This is a genomic window from Bradyrhizobium sp. GW821-FHT13H05, from assembly GCF_058804065.1.
Window position 1 is genome coordinate 734,484 of the sequence record NZ_JBXAPO010000004.1, and the last position, 19,330, is coordinate 753,813.

Genomic DNA, 19,330 nt, shown 5'->3' on the forward strand with positions numbered 1-19,330 from the left:
CTCGCCCCGCCTCTTGCCTCAACGCTGCGTCAGAAATTCCTCGATCTTGATCGGAAAGCGACGGACACGTACGCCGGTCGCATGCCAGACCGCGTTGGCAACTGCACCGGCGCTGCCGGTGATACCGATCTCGCCGACGCCCTTGATGCCGAGCGCATTGACGTGCGGATCGTGCTCCTCGACCGTGATCACGTCGAGCGGCGGCACGTCGGCATTCACCGGGATATGATACTCGCCGAGATTGGCGTTCATGATCCGGCCGCTGCGGCGATCGGTGATGGCTTCCTCGTGCAGCGCGAACGACATGCCCCAGATCATGCCGCCGAACAGCTGGCTCTTCACCAGATGCGGATTGACGATGCGCCCCGCCGCGAAAGCGCCGACCATGCGCGTGACGCGGACCTGGCCGAGCTCGGGATCGACCTTCACCTCGGCGAACACTGCGCCATGGGCATGCATGGCATACTCTTCCATCGCCGCAGGATTTGGCGCGCCGGTGCCGCGCGCCTCGACCTCCGCGACGCCGGCGCGCGCGAGGATCTCGACATAGCTCTCGCCGCGGCTTTCGTCGTCGCGCCGGATCAGCCTGCCGTCGCGCGCGATGACGCCGGCATTGCCGGCACCGAACAGCGGCGAGCGCTCGTCAGTCGTGGCGAGATCGGCGAGCTTTGCGATCACGGCCGCACCGGCACTGTGGATCGCGGCACCCGCGGTTGCCGTATGCGCCGAGCCGCCTGCGATGCCGGCATCAGGCAGGTCTGAGCTTCCCGCCTTGAACTCGACACGGTCGATATCGAGGCCGAGCTCGTCGGCCGCGATCTGGGCCAGCGCGGTCCAGGCGCCCTGCCCCATGTCATGCGCGCCGATCTCCATCGCACCACTGCCGTCGCGGCGGAGCACCGCGCGCGCCTCGGCCTGGAACATCAGCGCCGGGAAGGTCGCAGTACCCATGCCCCAGCCGACCAAGAGGCCAGCATCGTCGCGCATCTGCCGCGGCTGAAGCGAACGCTTCGACCAGCCGAAGCGCGCGGCACCTTGCTCGTAGCAGGCGCGCAGTGCCTTGGACGAGAATGGCTTGCCGGTGATCGGCTCGACCTCGGCGTAGTTCTTCAGGCGGAAGGCGAGCGGATCGACACCACACGCCCAGGCGATCTCGTCGATTGCGCTTTCGAGCGCGATCGAACCGGTCGCCTCGCCCGGCGCGCGCATGAACAGCGGCGTACCGGTGTTGACGCGCACGGCGTCATGCGCGGTGCGGATCGCAGGTGCCGCATAGAGGGTGTGCGAGGCGTCCGCCGCAGGCTCGTAGAAATCGTCGAACGTGCTCGACACGGTCCTGGCGTGGTGATCGAGCGCGGTCAGGCGCCCCTCACCATCGGCGCCGATGCGCAGCCGCTGACGCGTCGGCGCGCGATGGCCGACCGGGCCATACATCTGCTCACGGCGCAGCACGAGCTTGACGGGTCGCCCGACGAGCTTGGCGGCCATGATGCCGAGCGTCGGCGGGCCGGACATCAGCCCCTTGGAGCCGAAGCCGCCGCCGAGGAACGGACTGCGGATGTGGATCTTGTCATGCGCGATGCCGAACAGCTCGGCCACGCGCGCCAGCGACAGCATCAAGCCCTGGGTCGGCATGTCGATCTGCAGACGATCGCCGTCCCAGCTGGCCACGATCGCATGCGGCTCCATCGCGTTGTGATATTGCGGCGGCGTTTCGTAAACCGCATCAATCTGCTTGTCGGCTGAGGCGAGGCCGGCTTCGACATCCCCGCGATGATTTTCGGTGGGGTTACCGACGCCGACGACCGGCGGCACAAAGCTTTCGCCGGCATCGAGGCCGACGAGTGCGGGCAGCACCTCGTAGCGCGGCGCCAGCAGCACCGCACCTTCCGTTGCCGCCTCCAGTGTCTCGGCGATCACGACGGCGATCGGCTGGTTGGCGTAGCGGACCTCATTGCTCTGCAAGACCTCCATCCGGAACACGAATGGATTGGTCTTGATCTCGGGGTCGATCGCGAGCTGCGGCTTGTGGTTCGGCGTCATGACGTCAACGACGCCGGGATGGCGCTTTGCGGCAGCGACATCGAGCGAGGTGACGCGGCCATGCGCGATGCTGGATACCGCCATGACGGCAAACAGCAGGCCGGGCGGATGATTGTCGGCGGCAAAGGTCGCCTGCCCCTTGACCTTGAGAACGCCGTCGCGGCGAGTCAGTGGCTGGCCGATGCTGGAGCCGTGGCGCAGATGGGCAGGCGCGCTGGTGAGATTAAGCTCAGGCATGGATGGCTCCGGAGGTCGAGGCAAAGGGAGAGGCCGGCAGCGCGGCAATACGCGCGGGCGTCCCGGCGGCAGCGAGTGTCAGCGCACGCACGACGATGCGGCGTGCTAGCTCGATCTTGAAGGCATTATCGCCGGATGGCTTTGCGTCGGTGAGCGCGCGCCAGGCGGCCTCCTGGAAGGCGTCCGCCGTGGGCGCGACACCCTTGAGCACGTCTTCCGCGGCGCGGGCGCGCCAGGGCTTTGCGGCGACGCCGCCGAGCGCAAGCCGTGCTTCCGCGATCTTGCCGTTCTCGATCCGCAACGCAGCCGCGGCCGCGACGACAGCAAAGGCGTAAGAGGTGCGCTCACGAACCTTGAGATAGCGCGCATGTGTGGCAAAGCCGCGCGCCGCAGGCGGCAGGCGCACCGCGACGATGAGGTCGCCGGGTTCAAGTGCGGAGTCACGCTCGGGCGTGTTGCCCGGCAGGCGATGCAGTTGGTCGAGCGCGATCTCGCGTCGGCCGCCCCTGCCCTCGATCTCGACGACGGCATCGAGCGCCACAAGCGGCACGCAGAAATCGGACGGATGGGTGGCGATGCAGCTCTCGCTCCAGCCGAGCACGGCATGGGTGCGGTTCTCGCCCTCGCGCGCATCGCAACCGCTTCCGGCCTCGCGCTTGTTGCAGCGGCTGGCGGTATCGTAGAAATACGCACAGCGCGTCCGTTGCAGCAGGTTGCCGCCGACGGTGGCGGCGTTGCGCAATTGCGCCGACGCGCCGGAGAGCAGCGCTTCGGCGACCGCCGGATAAGACTTTGCGAAGTTTGCGTCATGCGCGAGATCGGCATTGCTCACCAGCGCGCCGATACGCAATGATCCGTCGGCGAGAGTCTCGATTTGATCGAGCCCGCCGAGATGCGTGACATCGACCAGGCGATCCGGACGGCTGACGCCGCCCTTCATCAGATCGAGCAGGTTGGTGCCGGCGGCGAGATAAACAGCGCCCGGCTGCGCGGCGGCGGCAACGGCCTCTGCGACCGTGGCCGGCCTGACATAATCGAACTGTTTCATGCGGAGCGCCTCTGATTGGATTCGTCCATGCCAGCCTGCGCTTCCAGCACGGCATCGACGATGCCGGCATAGGCGCCGCAGCGGCAGAGATTGCCGCTCATGCATTCGCGGATGCGCTCGGGATCGTTGCCGGCCTGTGCTTCCTGCATCATGCCGATCGCACTCATGATCTGGCCGGGCGTGCAGAAGCCGCACTGAAATCCGTCATGGGCGATGAAGGCAGCCTGGACGGGGTGAAGCTGGTCGCCGCGCGCGACGCCTTCGATGGTAAGGATGTCGGCGCCGTCATGGCTGATGGCGAGCGCGAGGCAGGAATTGATGCGCTTGCCGTCGACGAGAATCGTGCAGGCGCCGCACTGGCCGCGGTCGCATCCCTTCTTGGTTCCGGTCAGATGGAGGCGCTCACGCAGGAGATCGAGCAGCGTGACGCGCGGATCGTCGAGGACGAAGTCGCGCCGCGCACCGTTCACGGTGAGGCTGATGGAGTGGTTCATACAAGGCTCCGATCAGATATGGACATGAGTCATCGGCCAGCGCGCCACCTCCGTGGCCGCCGTCGATATGCGCAGGCCAAGCGAAACCCGGCCAACATCCCAACGAAGATACGGAGGCACCCTCCGCTTAACAAGGGCCGCAGAAAAATATTTGGAATTCGTCAAAAGCCCATGCGCGGACAACGCGGTGCAGCGCTGCATGGGTTCATTGCAAGGGTTCAATCTAACCAATTCGTGATCTACATTGCCTGCATGGACCACCAGGCCGACCAGATTCGCAAACCCCGCGCCGATGCCGTGCGCAATCGAGAGCGCGTGCTCGAGGCGGCCAAGGTCGTGTTCAACGCGGGCGGGCCGGAAGCGAGCCTGGAGGCCGTCGCCAAACGCGCCGGCGTCGGCATCGGCACGCTCTACCGGCATTTTCCGACCCGCGAGGATTTGTTCGAGGCGGTGTACCGGCGCGAGGTCGAGCAGCTCAGCGAGCTTGCCGAACAATTGAAGAATGCCAAGGATCCGGTCGATGCGCTCAGGCGCTGGCTGCGCTCAGGTGTCGAATTCGTTGCCACCAAGAAGGGCATGACGGCTGCCCTGGCGCTCGCGGTGCAGAGTTCATCGGAGCTCGCGGCGTTCTCGATGGACCGGCTGACCAAGGCGATCGGCTCGCTGCTCGATCGCGCGATCGTGGCCGGCCAGATGCGCGGCGATGTCAGCCCGGAGGATTTGCTGCGGGCATTTTTTGGGATGTGCTACATGCACGACCAGCCCGGCTGGCAATCCTCGGTGCTGCGGATGCTCGACGTATTCGTCGACGGGCTGCGGGTGCAGCCGGTCGGCAAGCCCGGCCCCAAGACCAAGGCTCGCACAGCCAGGTCCGCGAAACCGACGGTGAAACGGAAGCGATAACACGCCCGTATGTCCCATGGGGCGTGCTAGGATCAGCCCCGCCGGGATTTCAACGCGGAGCCTGTCATGCGCATTGCCGCCGTGCTCGTCGCCTTTATCATCACCCTCAGTGCCGCTCCAGCATTCGCCGGCGACGTCACGGCGGCGCAGGGCGTCATCCGCGCCCAGGAACAGGCTTTTGCGCGCGACGATGCGGCCGCAGCCTATTCCCATGCCGCGCCGGCAATCCGGGAGATATTCCCCGCGCCCGACATCTTCATGTCGATGGTGCAGAACGGCTACCCGCCGGTCTACCGGCACAAGAGCTTTGAATTCGGCGAGAGCAAGAGTGAAGGCAGCTGGATCTCCCAGCACGTCCATATTGTCGACGCCAATGGCGAGGCCTGGGAAGCGCTGTACACGCTGGAGCAGCAGGGCGACGGCAGCTACAAGATCACTGGCTGCTCGTTGCTGAAGGTGGGACAGGCGGTCTGAGCAGGCGCTTTCGTGTCAGGCGACCATCGCGGTCACGGCGCGCAGGACGCTCCCATCAACCTCCGCGATCCGATCGAGCACCGTGAAATGATTGCAACCGGCGATCTCGCAATACTGGGCCTCCCTGCCCCGTTCGCGCCAGCCGGAAACCAGGTCCGAGGTCCAGCGCTTGAATCCCGCGGTCTCGTCGCCGCCGACGACACCCAGCAGCGGCACCAGGCTAGCCTGCTTGGGCAGGCGATGAAGCCGCAGGAGCGGGCTCTCCTCCTCGGCCTCCTCGGCCGACAGCGTCAGGTCGCGGTTGATCGAGGTCTTGAGGAGCGGACGCAGATCGAAGGCACCGCTGACACCGACCAGTCCGGCGATGCGCCCCAGGCCTCTCTCTGCCTGATCCAACGCGAGCATCGCCGCCAACTGACCGCCGGCAGAGTGCCCGGCGACGACCACGCGGGCCGGCCTCAGTTGGCCCAGCGTCCAGGTAAGGGCGAGGCGAATCTGCTCGACGATGCCGCTGACGCGCACCTCCGGCACCAGATCGTAGGTCGGCATCACCACCGTCATGCCGGCGTTTCGATAGTGCTCGGCGATGAAGGAGACGTAGGACTTGTCCAGCGCGCGCCAGTAGCCGCCATGGATGAAGAAGAACACGGGCGCGCCCTCGCCCGCCGGAAACACGTCAAGCAAACAGCGCGGGCCGGCGCCATAACGAACGTCGAGCCAGCAATTCCCCATCGCACGCAGCGCGGCGCTGCGCTGCTGGTGATCGCGGTAGATGTCCTCCCGCTCGGGGTGACGGTTGCGGAGCGCATATTGCGCCTCGAGCCCGTCATCGATGCCGTGCAGGATTTCGTTTCCAGAATGCATGATCAGAGTCCAAGATAGGCGGTGCGTATGATCGGATCGCGCGCGAGCGCGGCGCTCTCCGCCTCGCGCACAATCTCGCCTTCCGCGATGACGTAGCCCCAGCCGGCGCTTTGCAGCGCCATGTTGGCGTTCTGCTCGGCGAGCAGGATCGAGATGCCCTGCTGATTGAGCCGCCGGATGGTGGCGAAGATGTCCTGCACGACCCGGGGTGCGAGCCCCATGGACGGCTCGTCAAGCAGCAGCAGGCGCGGCCGCGACATCAGCGCACGCCCGATCGCCAGCATCTGCTGCTCGCCGCCGGAGAGCAGCCCCGCCGGCTGGCTCTGCCGCTCGCGCAAGCGTGGAAACATGTCGAAGACGGCATCCATGTCGGCTTCGACCTTGCGGTCGCGCCGCGGCCACAGCCGGCGGAACGCGCCCATTTCGAGATTCTCGCGCACGCTCATCGGCGCAAAGACGCGGCGGCCTTCCGGCACCAGCGTTACCCCGAAATCGAGCCGCGTGGAGGCCGACCGCCCGGCGATGTCGTTGCCTTCGACCCGAATCTGCCCGCTGCTCGGCCGCAACAGCCCGGCGAGGCAGCGCAGCAGCGTGGTCTTCCCGGCGCCGTTGGCGCCGATCAGGCAAACCGACTGGCCCGATTCCACACGCAGCGAAATGTTGTGCAGCACGGAGACGTGTCCGTAGCCGGCCGACAGCCCCACGACCTCAAGCATGCTCGCCCTCCCCAAGATAGGCCGCGAGCACATCGGGATGGCGGCGCACGCTGTCGGCATCGCCTTCGGCAATCCGCATGCCATTGTTGAGCACAAGAATGTCGTGAGAGAGCGACATCACCATGCGCATGTTGTGCTCGACCAGCAGCACCGTCATGCCGTCACGATTGAGCGCGGAGATGATCTTGCCGATATGCTCGGCCTCCGCCTGCGGCAGCCCGGCAGCGGGTTCGTCGAGCAATAGAAGCCTCGGCTCGCTTGCGAGCGCGCGCGCAAGCTCCAGCACCTTCATCTGGCCGAAGCCGAGATCGCCGGCCAGCACATCCGCCTTGCCGTCGAGTTCGAAGCGCGCCAGCAGGTCCATTGCGGCATCCGCCATCGCCCGGTTCTCCGCACGCAGCGACGGGCCGTGCAGCAGCGCGCCGATGACGCCGGCGCGGCCGTGGATGTGGCGGCCGGTCATGACGTTCTCGAGCACGGTCATCTCGCGGAAGATCTGGAGGTTCTGGAAGGTACGGGCGATGCCAAGTCTGGCGCGGCGAAAAGTCGGCATGACGTCGATGCGGATGCCATCGTAGAAGATCTGGCCCGAGGTCGGGCGGGTCACGCCTGCTATCATGTTGAACAGCGTGCTCTTGCCGGCGCCGTTGGGTCCGATCACCGCCTTGATCTCGCCGGGACGGACCTCGAAGCTCAAGTCGGCAACGGCGCGCAAGCCGTCGAAGTAGCAATTCAGCGCCTGAGTGCGCAGCAGGGGCGCGGTCATGTCCGCCCCCTTGCGAGCCGGCGTCGCAGGATCGTCGGCAATCCCGCGATCCCCGTTGGGGACGCGATCAGCACGACCAGCATCGCCAAGCCGAACAGCATCAGCTCGGCGTCTTCGTATTCAAGAAGCAGCGGCGGCACGGCGGTGTAGATCAGCGCACCGAACAGCGGGCCCCAATATAATCCGCTGCCGCCGATCGCGACCATCACGACCAGCAGGATCGAGTTGGAGACGCTGAACGTCTCCGGCGAAGCGAACTGGTTGACATGGACATAGAGGCTGCCGGCAATCCCGGCCATGCCGGCGGAGAGGACGAAGACCAGAAGCTTGGTGCGAAAGCTGTCGATGCCGACGGCGTCCGCGCCAAGCTCGTTGGTCGCGACGGCGCGCAAGGCGCGGCCGATGCGCGAGCGCAACAGGTTGAGGACGGCGAGCATGACCAGCAGCGACACCAGCCAGACCAGCGGAAACTGGCGCAGGTCGTTGTCGAGCGCGAAGCCGCCGACCGCGAACGGGCGGACGCCCAACAGGCCATTGGGGCCGCCGGTCACGTCGATCAGCCGATTGAACAACACCACCAGGATGGCGTTCCAGCCGAGCGTCGCCATCGACAGATAGAGCCCGCGCAGGCGCAGTGCCGGAATGCCGATGATCAGCGCCGCGAGCCCCGTGAACAGCGCCGCCACCGGCAGGCCAATCCACGCGCTCAGTCCGAGCTTCACGCCGAGCACACCACTGACATAGGCGCCGAGCCCGTAGAACCCGGCATGGCCGAGCGAAATCTGTCCGCCATAGCCCATCAGGAGGTTCAGGCTCGCAATCAGGATGAGATTGATCAGCATCATATTGGCGAGCGAGACGAAATAGGCATTCGGCGCCACCAACGGCACCACCAGCAGCGCGAGCCACACAATCAGCAGGAGCCGGTGATCCGACAGGCCGTTGGTCGTCCAGGCCGGCTGCCGCAGAGGCTGCGATACCGCCTCGACCGGAGCGGACGACAACGAAGCGGGTTTGGCGCGGGCCTGGGCCATCCGGTCAGACCTTGACCACGTCGGCGCGGCCAAGCAGGCCGGAGGGACGCGCAAACAGGATGAGGAGCAGTACGGTGAAGGCGATCGCGTCCTTGAAATCGGAGGAGATGTAGAAGCTGCCGAACGCCTCGAGGAGGCCGAGGGCGAGCCCACCGACCACCGCGCCCGGCAGACTGCCGACGCCACCGAGCATCGCGGCACTGAATCCCTTGAAGCCGAACATGGCGCCCTGATCGTAGGAAGACAGCGTCAGCGGCGTGATGATGGCACCGGCGAGCGCACCGGCAAAGGCAGCGATCGCGAACGAGAGCGTCACCGTGGTCTCGACGCGCACCCCGACGATGGCGGCCGCGTCGCGATCGGCCGCCGCCGCACGCAGCGCCTTGCCGAGCATGCTGCGCTCGAAGAACAGATGCATCGCGATCAGGAAGGCGATCGTCAGGCCGATGATCCACAGCGTCTGCGTTTGCACCGCGATGCCGCCTACCACCAGCGTCGGCATCTGCGAGAAGCCGGGATAGCCGACCGGCTTCTTGCCGAGCACCAGCATGACCAGGCTGCGCGTGCAGATCGCGAGCCCGATGCTGACGAGCGTGATCAACAGCGTGTTCGGGCGCCGCAACGGCCAGATCACCAGTCGTTCCGACACGATGCCGACCATGATGACGATGACCACCGCGAGCGCGCAGGCGAGCCCGATATTGCTCGTCGCCGCAAACAGCAGCGCCGAGATCATCCCGCCCATCACCACCCACTCACCTTGCGCAAAATTCATCGCTCCCGTGCTCTTGAACACGACATTGAATCCGAGGGCGATCAGCGCATAGATGCTGCCGGTGCCGATCCCGGCGACGAGCAGTTGGAGGACGGCAGTCGTCATGGCGCTCAGAACGTTCGCATGCGGTTGGACTCGAACAGGGGCAAGGCAATTCCAAGCTCCGCGAGCTTGGCCCGCGCATTCGCGGCATAGTTCACCAGCGTATCTTCCTCCGCCGCGCGCGACGCGCCACCGAGACCGGTCGAAGCCGTCAGCGCATCGGCCTCGGCCTCGACCGCCGCATGTTCCGGCGCGAGCCAGGGGCAGTGATATCCTTTCAGCTCGGTCTCGCGCACATGCGCGGTCAATTCGTCGGCAATCAGCGCCCGATCTCTGGCGCTCCAATGCGGCGCGCGCGAGTCGAGATAAAGCCAGCCAAACGCAGCGTGACGCTCCTTGTCGATGATGACGCGATCGAGCACGGCCTTGACGGTTGGGTTGGTGGTGTGGGTACGCCAGGTGCGGCAGAGCTCGAGTTCGAGGCCGTCCTCGAACGCCGCGAACGACGCCACGTAGCTGTCGAGGTTCTGTCCCGCATCCATCGCCCGCCGGTGCAGATTGCGGTTGAAGGTGGCCTCATAGGCGCGGTCGGCCGGCGAAGCGATCCGTCCGCCAAATGCCTCGGCAAGACGGTCGAAACACTCGACGTGCCAGGCCTCCTCGGTATTGCGGACCGTGAGATAGAATTTTGGATCGATCTCGCGGCCGGCCTCCATGCAGAAGCGCATCAGCAGCGCGGGGGTCTCGGTGAGGCCCGTCGCCTCGACCCAGAGCCTGCGGCTCCAGCTGCGCCGCGCCGCCTGCCGCACCGGCTTGTCGTATTGCGAGGGGTCGAGCGCCGTCCAGTCGACGTCGCGATGCGGATTCCAGCGGCCGGCCTTGCCGGTGTCGTAGAGCTCCCGGATCTCCGGGAGCGTCACGTTCATCTCGAGCGGAAAACGCCGTTCGATCAGCAAGCGCGACGGTGGCAAGGTCGGCTTGACCTGATGCATGGCCCTCTGCACGTCAGATCGCCCCGAGCTTGTCGTGATGGAACGGCGGCAGATTGATGCCGAGCGGCTTCATCTGGTCGCGGATGCGCTGCACGGTCGCGACGAACACCGGCTTCTCGGCCTCTTCCACCGTCGAGCCGAGCCCGGCTTCGTAGGTGATGCGGTCGGCCTCGACCTCGGCCCGCGAGGCCGGGTTCTCCGGCGCGAGCCAGCTCGAATGGTAGCCGTTGAGCTCGACCTTCTCCATCATGGTGATGACGGAGTTCTCGATCATCTTCTTCTGCTCCGGCGTCAGCGTCTCGCAGATCGCCTCGAGGAAGTACCAGCCGAAGGCGCAGTGGCGTGATTCATCGCGCATGATGTAGCGGACGATCTGTTTGGCGACGGGATCGCGGGTCACGTCGTCGAGATGCTTGAACACGTCGAAGGCGATCTCCTCGGCGGTGCAGACCAGCGCGGCGATGATCCCCTCGAGCGGAACGTCCGCATTCAGCGTCGCGCGGCGCACGCCGTGGGTCGACACCGACCCCTCGAACAATTGCTGCACCGGCTTTTCAATGTAGCCGCCGAGCTTCTCCGCCATGGTGTGACAGACCTCGGCGTGGCGCGCCTCTTCCTGGGAGCGGATGGTGAAGAAGAGCTGCATGTCGGAGGGACGGTTCTCCAGGCCGAAGCGGAGCTGGAGCGAGGGGCTCTCCGAGATCGCACCGTACTCGCTCCAGGCGCGACGGCTCCAGTATAGCCGCGCCGCATAGCGCTGCTCTTCCGTATAACTCTCCGGCTTGAGCTGATCCCAGTCGACGTCGGTCTTCGGATCCCACTGGTTGCGCGTCGCTGCGTGGAACAGCTCGCGGATTCGCGGCAGATCCGAGTTGAAAGTCAGCGGAAAACGGCTTTCGGGCGCATCGAGCAGGGTCTGCACCATTTCGAAAGCCTGATCTTGCGACATGTCACGCGAGAGTGCCATGGCATCCTCCCTCCTGTTTTGGGCTATTCGTAGTCGGCGAGGTTGAAACGGCCGTCGCGCCAGTTGATCAGCACGATGTCCTTCTTCGACAGGCCGGAGTGGCGCTCCGGCGAGAAGCTGAACACGCCGCTCATCCCGGCGAAATTCTTGACCTGCTCCATGCCCTGCGGAAGCTTGGAGACGTCGCCGCCGACCTTGCCCAGCGCTTCTTTCGCCAGCATCGCAGCGTCGTAGGATTCCGCGGCATAGAGACTGGCCGCGCGGTTGAAGCGCGCCTGATAGGACCGGAATAGCCGGAGAATGCCGGCCTTGAGCGGATCGCTGTCGGGAAGCTGCTCGCCGACCGGAAATTTCAGGCTCGCCAGCAGCACCGATTTCGCGGCGTCGCCGGCCAGCGTCATGTAGTGGGACGAGACGAAGCCATAGCTGTGGACCAGCGTGCGGTTGTCGAGACCGAGCTGCTGTGCCTGCTTGAGGAACACGACGCCGGCGGGCGTCACGGTCCAGCAGATGATCGCCTCGGCCCCGCTGTCGCGGATGCGGGTGAGCTGCGGCATCATGTCGGTGTCGGCGGGGTCGAACGATTCGTAAGAGACGTCGAGATTGCGGCGAGGGCCGACCTTCTTCATCTGCGTGACCGCGCCCTGGCCGAAACCACTGGTATCCGCGATCAGCGCGACTTTCTTGATGTTCTTCTTGGCGAAATAATCGGCGATACGCTCGAGCACGTCCTCGTCGTCGACCGTGCTCTTGAACACCCATTTACGCTCGGTGACCGGCGTGACGATGGCGAGCGCGCCCTCGCTCGAGATGAAGGGAATGCCGGCGGACTCCGCCATCGGCGCCATCGCGAGCGCGATCCCGCTCATGTTGCCGCCGCTGAGGATGAGCTCGACCTTGTCCTGGCTGATCAGGCGCTTCGTCGCCGAGATTGCCTTCTGGGTCTGGCTCTCGGCGTCGTAGAAGGTCCAGGCGATCTTGCGGCCGCCGATGCCGCCCGCAGCGTTGATCTCGTCGACAGCGAGCTGGAGGCCGGCCTTCATGTCCTCGCCGAGGAACGCGGCGGCGCCGGTGACCGAGAGGATCGAGCCGACGCGTATCGGCTCGTCCGCCGCCCAGCCGGTCCGCGCGCCCGTCGCGGCCAATGCCGTGCCGCCCATGAGTTGCAGGAAGTTGCGCCGGTCAAAATTCACGATACCCCTCCACTCGAATTGGGTGCCTTGCGGCCGCCCGTTGCCCGTCGTTCAATCGTCGTGCACGCCGCTCTTGTCGATCTCGCCCGCAGGCGCCTTGCCGTCACGCGACAGCGGCATGCTCAGCGAGTAGCGCACGAGGTCGCCGCGATGGACGGTGTGGCCCGCCATCACCAAACGGCCGGTCGCGTCGCGGTAGCGCAGCGTGCGCGTCAGCACCGGCGCGCCGGCGGCAAGATGCAGGTATTCAACCTCCTCGGGGCCCGCGACGCCGGCCTCGATGCCGAAGTCGCCGGTGCGAAGCTCGACGCGCTGCCACAAGAGATGAAGCGGCGAAGCGAGCGCCGCGCTTTCATCCCAGTCGTCAACGAGATCGGCAGGCAGGTAGCGATAGTCGATGGCGACGGGTACGCGCGCCGCGGCGCGGGTACGCTTGATGAAGAGAACGCGTGCGCCGACCTCAACCTCCAGCGCGGCGGCGATCTGGTCGTCAGCGCCGCATCGCTCGAAAACAAGAAGCGTAGGCTGGATCGGCGTGCCGGCAGCTTCCCACTGCCGCATGAAGTCCATGCCAGGACCGAACCGCTCTTCCAGCTTGCGGACGGCAACGAAGGTGCCGAGCCCGCGGCTACGGGTGAGCATGCCTTCGCGAACCAGTTCGGACAGCGCCTGGCGCACTGTGTCCCGGCTTACGCAGAACATCTCGCACAGCTGCTCGTCCGAGAAAAATCGCCGGTCGGGCTGTTCCCAGCGCAGGATCGAGCCAATAAGCCTTTGTTTTATTTGAGCATAAAGCGGAAGTGGCGACGTGCGATCGAGCGGAGGATTGACCCAATCCGCCTCCAGCACCGGCAAGCTCTCGCCCACGTCCTGCATTGCACCAACCACAGTGTCGGTCCCTATTTGAATGATTGTCTGCCTAACCATACAATTGCGCAAGGGTTAATTTCCGTCTGACCATGCGTCACTTTGGTGTAGGCGCGGTCGCAGATTTGCTGGATAAGCGCAGCCGGTTGCATACGAACGGCTAGGCGGATGCGCGTTTTGCCATTAGTTTGCAATCAGCGTGTGCAACATTGCCGCGCGAGGAGCCTATCGGCGGAATGCTGTTGCGATTGACGCGATCGATGCGGATCAGGGTGGGGCGGATCATCGCCCTCGCCTACCTGTTCTGCGTGCTCGCGCCGGCCGCGAGCCTTGCTTGGGGCAACGGTCCGGCACCGTGCTTCGACGACGCTCTCCACGCCGACCTCGTGCCGGTGCATGACCAGATGTCAGCCGGCCATGTGCATGACGGCGCGTCGCATGACCACGCCGGACCACACGCGCATCACCAGACCGCCGCACAGGACGCTCCTGCCCCGCATCATCATGACGGCAAGGGGACAGTGGGCCCGTGCTGCGCGATGATGTGCGTGAGCGCACTTCCGGCCGATCTGCCCATCGTCGCCAAGCCGCTTCAGCCGATCTCCGCCTGTGCGCCCGAGATCGTGGTCAGCCTGCACAGCGAGGCGCCGCCCCGGCTCTACCGTCCCCCCATCGCCTGATCTGACACGACGACGTCGGGCCGCACGCGCATCCGCGCGCGCGAACCTGTGGTCATACGACAGATCAGGGATGAATCATGTTGACGCTTTCCGGGGCGAAGCCCGCGGCCGCATCCGCGGTGCGTGGACGACACTATCCATTGAATTGGCCGCTGCTGGCCGCGCTTGCGCTCACGCTGTCCGGCTGCATGCCGGCAACGACGCAGGTTGCTGACGCCGATCCTGCCGATCCGGCAGCGAAGGTCGCACCAGTCGGCTATCGGTCGACCATCGCGCCCTACACCAGCCGGCGGCCTGCGACGCCGGCACCATGGCGCGACCGCAACGACGCCGTCGCGCCGCAGCCGAAGCAAGACCGGTAGGAGCCGCGCCATGACACACCATCTCGCGCGCGGCCTGCTTGTGCTCACCGCGTTCGGACTCTCCGGCTGCATGGCGTTCTCGCCGGACGGAGGCATGACGACGGTCTCGGATCTCACCGGCGAGGCCATCAAGAAGGACGTCGCCTTCGTGCGAACGGCCGAGGGCGCCGAGACCATCAACGCGACCGTCCACCGGTTGCTGGCGCGCACGCTGACCATCGAGACCACCGTGCAGATCGCGCTGCTCAACAACAAGGGATTGCAAGCGTCCTATAACGAGCTGGCGCTGGCCGAAACCGAGATGGTGGAGCAGAGCCTGCCGCCCAATCCCGTCTTCTCGGTCTCGCGGATATCGGGCAATGGTGCGAGCGAGATCGAACGCCAGGTGGTCGGCGACATCCTCGCCTTGGCAACGCTGCCGTTCCGCTCCGAGATCGCACGCGACCGCTTCCGCCAGGCCCAATTGCGCGCGGCGCTGGCGACGCTGCGGCTCGCCACCGAGGTGCGCCGCGCCTATGTCCGCGCGGTCACCTGCAACGAGCTGGTGGTGCTGCTGACGGACGCGAAGTCAACGGCGGAATCGACCGCGCAGCTTGCGGCCAAGCTGGGCGAAACCGGCTCGATCAACAAGCTCGACCAGGCCCGCGAGCAGGTGTTCTACGCCGAGACCACCGCCGACCTCGCCACCGCGCGGCAAGCCGCGACCAGCGCACGCGAAAGGCTCGCCCGCCTGATGGGGCTGTGGGACGACGGCCTCGATTTCCGTCTGCCCAACCAGTTGCCGCCGCTGCCGCGCCGGCCGCAGGCGTTGCCTTCAATCGAAGCCGACGCGGTCGGCCATCGCATCGACTTGCAGATCGCGCGGCTGGAGCTGACGGCGCTGGCGAAGTCGCTGAACCTCACCGAGGCGACGCGCTTCGTGACGCTGCTCGATCTCGCCGGCATCTCCCGCCGCACCCAGGACCCCGAGGGCTCACCGTTCCGCGAACGGGGCTTCGACGTGCAGTTCCAGATCCCGATCTTCGACGGCGGGGAGGTTCGGGTGCGGCAGGCAGCCGAGACCTACAGTCTCGCCTTCAACCGCCTCACCGAGCGCGCCGTGAACGTTCGCTCGGAGGCACGCGATGCCTATCGCGCCTATCGCTCGACCTACGACATCGCCAGCCACTACCAGCGCGAGATTGTTCCCTTGCGAAAGATCATCACCGAGGAGATGCAACTGCGCTTCTCCAGCATGCAGGTCGATATCTTCGCGCTGCTCACAGAGGCGCGGCAGCGCCTGGCCTCGCTGCGAGGCGCGATCGACGCCAGACAAAAATTCTTCCTCGCCCAGTCCGACTTGCAGACCGCCGTCAACGGCGGCGGCGCGCTTGCGTCCGGCGGCGACAATTCAACCACCATCGCCGCGGCAGCGCCTGCCGATGGCGACCACTGAGATGGAGGCCAGCATGTTTTCCCGCCGAGGATTTTTGGGCAGCGCCGCCCTTGCCAGCGCGTCGGCCATCAGCGGCCGCGTCCAGGCCGCATCGATTCCGGAAGCCCCCACCATGGACAAGGTGGTGATGCAGCCGCCGCTGCATCCGATCAGTGGCCCCGACTATCGTCCCGTGGTCACGCTGAACGGCTGGTCGCTGCCGTTCCGCATGAACGGCGACTGGAAGGAATTCCACCTCGTCGCCGAACCCGTGGTGCGCGAGTTCGCCGAAGGCATGAAGGTGAATTTGTGGGGCTATAACGGCCAGTCCCCGGGCCCGACCATCGAGGCGGTCGAGGGCGACAAGGTCCGCATCTTCGTCACCAACAAGCTGCCCGAATACACCACCGTGCACTGGCACGGCATGATCGTGCCGAGCGGCATGGACGGCGTCGGCGGACTGAACCAGCCGCACATCGAGCCGGGCAAGACCTTCGTCTACGAGTTCGAAATGAAGAAAAGCGGGACCTTCATGTACCACCCGCATTCCGACGAGATGGTGCAGATGGCGATGGGCATGATGGGCATGGTCGTCGTGCATCCGCGCGATCCGGACTTCCGCCCCGTCGACCGCGACTACGTCTTCGTGATGAGCACCTACCGCGTCGATCCCGGCTCCTATCTGCCGCAGGTCAACGAGATGACCGACTTCAACATGTGGGCCTGGAATTCGCGGGTGTTTCCGGGGATCGATCCGCTGCCGGTGCGGCTCGGCGACAAGGTGCGCGTGCGCGTTGGCAATCTCAGCATGACCAACCATCCGATCCATCTGCACGGCCACAGCTTCGCGGTGACCTGCACCGACGGCGGCTGGATTCCGGAGAGCGCGCAGATTCCCGAGACGACCACCGACGTCCCCGTCGGCGCGGTCAGGGTGTTCGACGTGCTCGCCGACAATCCCGGCGACTGGGCGTTCCACTGCCACAAGTCGCACCACACCATGAACGCGATGGGCCACGAGGTCCGCACCCTGATCGGCGTGTCGCGCAAGGATCTCGCCAAGGCCGTCGGCAAGCTCGCGCCGGATGCCATGGCGATGGGCTCGACCGGCATGGCGATGGGCACCATGGAGATGCCCGCGCCCGACAACACGCTGCCGATGATGACCGGCACCGGCCAGTTCGGCCCGATCGAGATGGGCGGCATGTTCACCGTGATGAAGATCCGCGAAGGCCTCGCGCGCGACGATTACCGCGATCCCGGCCCCTACAAATTCCCGCAAGGCACCGTCGCCTACGAAGTTACGCCACCGGCCGCAGAGCCGGCGCGACAGAAAGGAAGCGCCCCTCCGATGAAGAACATGAAGATGTGAGAGTTTCGATGAACCACCAACTGGAGAAGAAGAAGTTGACGATGAAGACGATCAAACTCGCCACCGCGCTGGCTGCGCTTTCAATCGCACCGTCCCTTGCTCACGAACAGCACGGGCATGAGTCCTTTTCGGCCGGTGAGCCCGGCGACCCCAAGAAGCCCGCCCGCACCATCGAGATCCTGATGAACGAGATGGACTACGCCCCCGCCAAGATCGAGGTCAAACAAGGCGAGCAGGTCCGCTTCGTGCTGCGCAATGTCGGCAAGGAGGACCATGAATTCCTGCTCGCCACACCCAAGGAAAATCTCGCGCATGCCGAGGTGATGAAGAAGCATCCGCACATGGAGCACGACGAGCCCAACGGCGTGCGGCTCGCACCGAGCAAGACGGCCGAGATCCTCTGGAAGTTCACCAAGGCCGGCACGTTCGAATTTTCCTGCCTGATCCCCGGCCATCGCGACTACGGCATGGTCGGCCACGTCACCGTGAATTGAAGCAATGGAGAGAGCCATGAAATCGATCACCCGCAGTGCCGCAGCGCTCGCGCTGACGCTCGGTCTGACCTTCGCCGCGGCCGCGGCGCAGAGCGCCTCGATCAGCGGCGAGGTCAAGAAGATCGACGAGGGCGCCGGCAAGATCACGCTCAAGCACGGGCCCGCCAAGAGCCTCGGCATGGATGAACCCATGACCATGGTCTACCGCATCAAGGACCCCGCTTTGCTCAAGCAGGTGAAGGTCGGCGACAAGGTGACCTTCGAGGCGGAGGAGGCGGCTTCGGGGTACACGGTGACGAAGCTGCAGAAGGCAAGGTAGGTCGCCTCTGCTCAAACACTAACCCGGGCGTTGCGTCCGAAAGGTCTGGGCGCCCCGATGCGCAATGGCGCATTGGGGATCGCCTGCCCATCAGGGCTGGCTGCCCATTTGGGACACCGCAGGTATCTGCCAACCGCGACCAATCCAAACCGTGCTCGCGCACCACGCCGCCCAGCTACACACCCTTTGTGAAGTTTGTTTCTTTTCCACAACCTTAAATAATGGAAGAATGGCGCTCATTACAGTCATAGGAGCGCATTATGGGCATCGACCAAAATCATATCGATAAGGCCATCGTTGAGAACTACCAGACACTGCGAAATCGAATGGGCCTGCTCACTGCGGCTTTTCCGGTCGTCGTGGTTTTAGTTGGATGGGCTTGGGGAATTCACCGCCAGCCCACATTGAGCGATTACTATTTTGCCCAGAATCCCGCTCAAGGCATGGCGGATCTCTATCCCGTCCGACTTTGGTTCTGCGGCCTGCTCTTCGCCGTCGGCGTGTTCCTGTACCGCTACAAGGGCTTCTCGAAAAATGAAGACCGCTGGCTCAGCCTGACTGGCGTTTTCACCTTGTTCGTCGCAATCTTTCCGATGGCCGTCTCCGGCAAAGCGAGTCCATTCACCCTTGCCTATTTCGGCTTCCCGAATGTCACCCTGCACGGCATCAGCGCGGTGCTGGCGTTCGTGTGTATCGGCATCATCATATTCTGGTACTCGGACTCGACGCTGTCGAAAATCAACAGCAGCAAGACCCGCAACCGGTTCAAGACAGCCTACTTCCTGATCGGCGCCTACATGTTGCTGGCAATGGGGGGCTCGGTGCTGATGCATTTCCTGCACACGGATCGAGCCAACGATTCCTACATTCTGTATGTGGAGGGATCCGGTCTGTGGGCCTTTGCGATCTATTGGTTCGTCAAGAACCGCGAGCTCCGTTACGTCGCGGAGTCGATTAGGAAAGAGTCGAACGACCAATTGCCAATGGGCGCAGCCGACGTCGTCAAGGCGCTCTAGGCGGTTCGAGCGTCCGGCCTGCCCTTTCCCATCGGCTGCCACCCTGACGGCTACGATCTTACGGCATCCCGGGGCCCCGAAACACCCCGGTCTGATCTCCTGCCGCACCCTTCGTTAACCCTTTGCTAACCATACACCCGGCAAGAATTGCCGGGTGAAGTCGAGTGTCGTCAGCCGCGTAAAACGGGAGATCCCCCGTGGACGCCAGTGCGGTGCCTCACTTTCGGAACGGCGGCCCCTCGGCCGCCGCGCAGACAA

Annotated in this window: 21 protein-coding genes; 9 read left to right on the top strand and 12 right to left on the bottom strand. The window is 65.1% G+C overall.

What is annotated here, in order from left to right:
• Positions 1–18 precede the first annotated feature (18 nt).
• From AC1RR3_RS16600 to AC1RR3_RS16610, 3 genes are read right to left on the bottom strand one after another with little or no spacing between them, the layout of a single operon-like run.
• Positions 19–2,280 carry a xanthine dehydrogenase family protein molybdopterin-binding subunit gene (locus AC1RR3_RS16600; RefSeq protein WP_492824181.1) on the bottom strand — a complete coding sequence of 754 codons (2,262 nt, stop codon included), beginning with the start codon at positions 2,278–2,280 and terminating at the stop codon, positions 19–21.
• On the bottom strand, positions 2,273–3,328 hold the full coding sequence (locus tag AC1RR3_RS16605; protein WP_492824182.1) for an FAD binding domain-containing protein: 1,056 nt from the start codon (positions 3,326–3,328) through the stop codon (positions 2,273–2,275). Before AC1RR3_RS16605 ends, AC1RR3_RS16600 begins: the two co-directional genes overlap by 8 nt.
• Entirely contained in the window at positions 3,325–3,822 is a 498-nt protein-coding gene (locus AC1RR3_RS16610; RefSeq protein ID WP_008140891.1) for a (2Fe-2S)-binding protein, read from the bottom strand. Before AC1RR3_RS16610 ends, AC1RR3_RS16605 begins: the two co-directional genes overlap by 4 nt.
• Before the next feature lie 252 nt (positions 3,823–4,074).
• Between AC1RR3_RS16610 and AC1RR3_RS16615 the strand changes: the two genes are divergently transcribed.
• On the top strand, positions 4,075–4,725 hold the full coding sequence (locus AC1RR3_RS16615) for a TetR/AcrR family transcriptional regulator (protein WP_492824234.1): 651 nt from the start codon (positions 4,075–4,077) through the stop codon (positions 4,723–4,725).
• 66 nt (positions 4,726–4,791) lie between these two features.
• A complete protein-coding gene (locus tag AC1RR3_RS16620) occupies positions 4,792–5,199 on the top strand; it encodes a DUF4864 domain-containing protein (protein WP_492824183.1) in 408 nt (135 codons plus the stop codon).
• A 15-nt stretch (positions 5,200–5,214) separates the two neighbouring features.
• Here AC1RR3_RS16620 and AC1RR3_RS16625 read toward each other — a convergent pair whose 3' ends face one another.
• From AC1RR3_RS16625 to AC1RR3_RS16665, 9 genes are read right to left on the bottom strand one after another with little or no spacing between them, the layout of a single operon-like run.
• Positions 5,215–6,063, bottom strand: coding sequence for an alpha/beta hydrolase (locus AC1RR3_RS16625; protein WP_492824184.1), 849 nt, complete (start codon positions 6,061–6,063; stop codon positions 5,215–5,217).
• A 2-nt stretch (positions 6,064–6,065) separates the two neighbouring features.
• Positions 6,066–6,779: an ABC transporter ATP-binding protein gene (locus AC1RR3_RS16630; RefSeq protein WP_492824185.1), complete on the bottom strand. Its 714-nt coding sequence runs from the start codon at positions 6,777–6,779 to the stop codon at positions 6,066–6,068.
• The gene (locus AC1RR3_RS16635) at positions 6,772–7,545 is read right to left on the bottom strand and encodes an ABC transporter ATP-binding protein (RefSeq protein WP_492824186.1); all 774 of its coding nucleotides are present in this window, start codon (positions 7,543–7,545) and stop codon (positions 6,772–6,774) included. Before AC1RR3_RS16635 ends, AC1RR3_RS16630 begins: the two co-directional genes overlap by 8 nt.
• Complete coding sequence (locus tag AC1RR3_RS16640) at positions 7,542–8,579, bottom strand: branched-chain amino acid ABC transporter permease (protein ID WP_492824187.1); 1,038 nt, start codon at positions 8,577–8,579, stop codon at positions 7,542–7,544. The genes AC1RR3_RS16635 and AC1RR3_RS16640 overlap by 4 nt, the downstream gene beginning before the upstream one ends.
• A gap of 4 nt (positions 8,580–8,583) precedes the next feature.
• Positions 8,584–9,459, bottom strand: a complete 876-nt coding sequence (locus AC1RR3_RS16645) for a branched-chain amino acid ABC transporter permease (protein WP_492824188.1) — start codon at positions 9,457–9,459, stop codon at positions 8,584–8,586.
• A gap of 5 nt (positions 9,460–9,464) precedes the next feature.
• Positions 9,465–10,388 carry a hypothetical protein gene (locus AC1RR3_RS16650; RefSeq protein ID WP_492824189.1) on the bottom strand — a complete coding sequence of 308 codons (924 nt, stop codon included), beginning with the start codon at positions 10,386–10,388 and terminating at the stop codon, positions 9,465–9,467.
• A gap of 13 nt (positions 10,389–10,401) precedes the next feature.
• Positions 10,402–11,355: a ferritin-like domain-containing protein gene (locus tag AC1RR3_RS16655; RefSeq protein WP_492824190.1), complete on the bottom strand. Its 954-nt coding sequence runs from the start codon at positions 11,353–11,355 to the stop codon at positions 10,402–10,404.
• Between the two features lie 23 nt (positions 11,356–11,378).
• Complete coding sequence (locus tag AC1RR3_RS16660) at positions 11,379–12,548, bottom strand: ABC transporter substrate-binding protein (RefSeq protein ID WP_492824191.1); 1,170 nt, start codon at positions 12,546–12,548, stop codon at positions 11,379–11,381.
• Between the two features lie 51 nt (positions 12,549–12,599).
• Entirely contained in the window at positions 12,600–13,424 is an 825-nt protein-coding gene (locus tag AC1RR3_RS16665) for a GntR family transcriptional regulator (RefSeq protein ID WP_492824192.1), read from the bottom strand.
• Between the two features lie 227 nt (positions 13,425–13,651).
• Here AC1RR3_RS16665 and AC1RR3_RS16670 point away from each other — a divergent pair, with 227 nt between their 5' ends.
• From AC1RR3_RS16670 to AC1RR3_RS16700, 7 genes are all read left to right on the top strand, one after another.
• Complete coding sequence (locus tag AC1RR3_RS16670; RefSeq protein ID WP_492824193.1) at positions 13,652–14,095, top strand: hypothetical protein; 444 nt, start codon at positions 13,652–13,654, stop codon at positions 14,093–14,095.
• Positions 14,096–14,172: 77 nt separating this feature from the next.
• On the top strand, positions 14,173–14,457 hold the full coding sequence (locus tag AC1RR3_RS16675; RefSeq protein ID WP_492824194.1) for a hypothetical protein: 285 nt from the start codon (positions 14,173–14,175) through the stop codon (positions 14,455–14,457).
• A gap of 10 nt (positions 14,458–14,467) precedes the next feature.
• Positions 14,468–15,892 (top strand): TolC family protein, encoded by a 1,425-nt coding sequence (locus tag AC1RR3_RS16680; RefSeq protein WP_492824195.1) that lies wholly within the window; start codon positions 14,468–14,470, stop codon positions 15,890–15,892.
• A gap of 13 nt (positions 15,893–15,905) precedes the next feature.
• The gene (locus tag AC1RR3_RS16685; RefSeq protein ID WP_492824196.1) at positions 15,906–17,243 is read left to right on the top strand and encodes a multicopper oxidase family protein; all 1,338 of its coding nucleotides are present in this window, start codon (positions 15,906–15,908) and stop codon (positions 17,241–17,243) included.
• An 8-nt stretch (positions 17,244–17,251) separates the two neighbouring features.
• Positions 17,252–17,737: a cupredoxin domain-containing protein gene (locus AC1RR3_RS16690; protein WP_492824197.1), complete on the top strand. Its 486-nt coding sequence runs from the start codon at positions 17,252–17,254 to the stop codon at positions 17,735–17,737.
• A 16-nt stretch (positions 17,738–17,753) separates the two neighbouring features.
• Positions 17,754–18,056: a copper-binding protein gene (locus AC1RR3_RS16695; RefSeq protein WP_492824198.1), complete on the top strand. Its 303-nt coding sequence runs from the start codon at positions 17,754–17,756 to the stop codon at positions 18,054–18,056.
• A 260-nt stretch (positions 18,057–18,316) separates the two neighbouring features.
• Positions 18,317–19,072, top strand: coding sequence for a hypothetical protein (locus AC1RR3_RS16700; protein ID WP_492824199.1), 756 nt, complete (start codon positions 18,317–18,319; stop codon positions 19,070–19,072).
• Positions 19,073–19,330 lie beyond the last annotated feature (258 nt).

Excerpts from the sequence above, each read along its gene's own strand:
- AC1RR3_RS16680 (WP_492824195.1), top strand. The coding sequence starts at position 14,468 with ATGACACACCATCTCGCGCGCGGCCTGCTTGTGCTCACCGCGTTCGGA.
- AC1RR3_RS16665 (WP_492824192.1), bottom strand. The coding sequence starts at position 13,424 with ATGCAGGACGTGGGCGAGAGCTTGCCGGTGCTGGAGGCGGATTGGGTC.
- AC1RR3_RS16690 (WP_492824197.1), top strand. The coding sequence starts at position 17,252 with ATGAACCACCAACTGGAGAAGAAGAAGTTGACGATGAAGACGATCAAA.
- AC1RR3_RS16675 (WP_492824194.1), top strand. The coding sequence starts at position 14,173 with ATGTTGACGCTTTCCGGGGCGAAGCCCGCGGCCGCATCCGCGGTGCGT.
- AC1RR3_RS16640 (WP_492824187.1), bottom strand. The coding sequence starts at position 8,579 with ATGGCCCAGGCCCGCGCCAAACCCGCTTCGTTGTCGTCCGCTCCGGTC.
- AC1RR3_RS16645 (WP_492824188.1), bottom strand. The coding sequence starts at position 9,459 with ATGACGACTGCCGTCCTCCAACTGCTCGTCGCCGGGATCGGCACCGGC.
- AC1RR3_RS16670 (WP_492824193.1), top strand. The coding sequence starts at position 13,652 with ATGCTGTTGCGATTGACGCGATCGATGCGGATCAGGGTGGGGCGGATC.
- AC1RR3_RS16635 (WP_492824186.1), bottom strand. The coding sequence starts at position 7,545 with ATGACCGCGCCCCTGCTGCGCACTCAGGCGCTGAATTGCTACTTCGAC.
- AC1RR3_RS16615 (WP_492824234.1), top strand. The coding sequence starts at position 4,075 with ATGGACCACCAGGCCGACCAGATTCGCAAACCCCGCGCCGATGCCGTG.
- AC1RR3_RS16685 (WP_492824196.1), top strand. The coding sequence starts at position 15,906 with ATGTTTTCCCGCCGAGGATTTTTGGGCAGCGCCGCCCTTGCCAGCGCG.
- AC1RR3_RS16620 (WP_492824183.1), top strand. The coding sequence starts at position 4,792 with ATGCGCATTGCCGCCGTGCTCGTCGCCTTTATCATCACCCTCAGTGCC.
- AC1RR3_RS16610 (WP_008140891.1), bottom strand. The coding sequence starts at position 3,822 with ATGAACCACTCCATCAGCCTCACCGTGAACGGTGCGCGGCGCGACTTC.
- AC1RR3_RS16650 (WP_492824189.1), bottom strand. The coding sequence starts at position 10,388 with ATGCATCAGGTCAAGCCGACCTTGCCACCGTCGCGCTTGCTGATCGAA.
- AC1RR3_RS16600 (WP_492824181.1), bottom strand. The coding sequence starts at position 2,280 with ATGCCTGAGCTTAATCTCACCAGCGCGCCTGCCCATCTGCGCCACGGC.
- AC1RR3_RS16630 (WP_492824185.1), bottom strand. The coding sequence starts at position 6,779 with ATGCTTGAGGTCGTGGGGCTGTCGGCCGGCTACGGACACGTCTCCGTG.
- AC1RR3_RS16700 (WP_492824199.1), top strand. The coding sequence starts at position 18,317 with ATGGGCATCGACCAAAATCATATCGATAAGGCCATCGTTGAGAACTAC.
- AC1RR3_RS16655 (WP_492824190.1), bottom strand. The coding sequence starts at position 11,355 with ATGGCACTCTCGCGTGACATGTCGCAAGATCAGGCTTTCGAAATGGTG.
- AC1RR3_RS16695 (WP_492824198.1), top strand. The coding sequence starts at position 17,754 with ATGAAATCGATCACCCGCAGTGCCGCAGCGCTCGCGCTGACGCTCGGT.
- AC1RR3_RS16625 (WP_492824184.1), bottom strand. The coding sequence starts at position 6,063 with ATGCATTCTGGAAACGAAATCCTGCACGGCATCGATGACGGGCTCGAG.
- AC1RR3_RS16605 (WP_492824182.1), bottom strand. The coding sequence starts at position 3,328 with ATGAAACAGTTCGATTATGTCAGGCCGGCCACGGTCGCAGAGGCCGTT.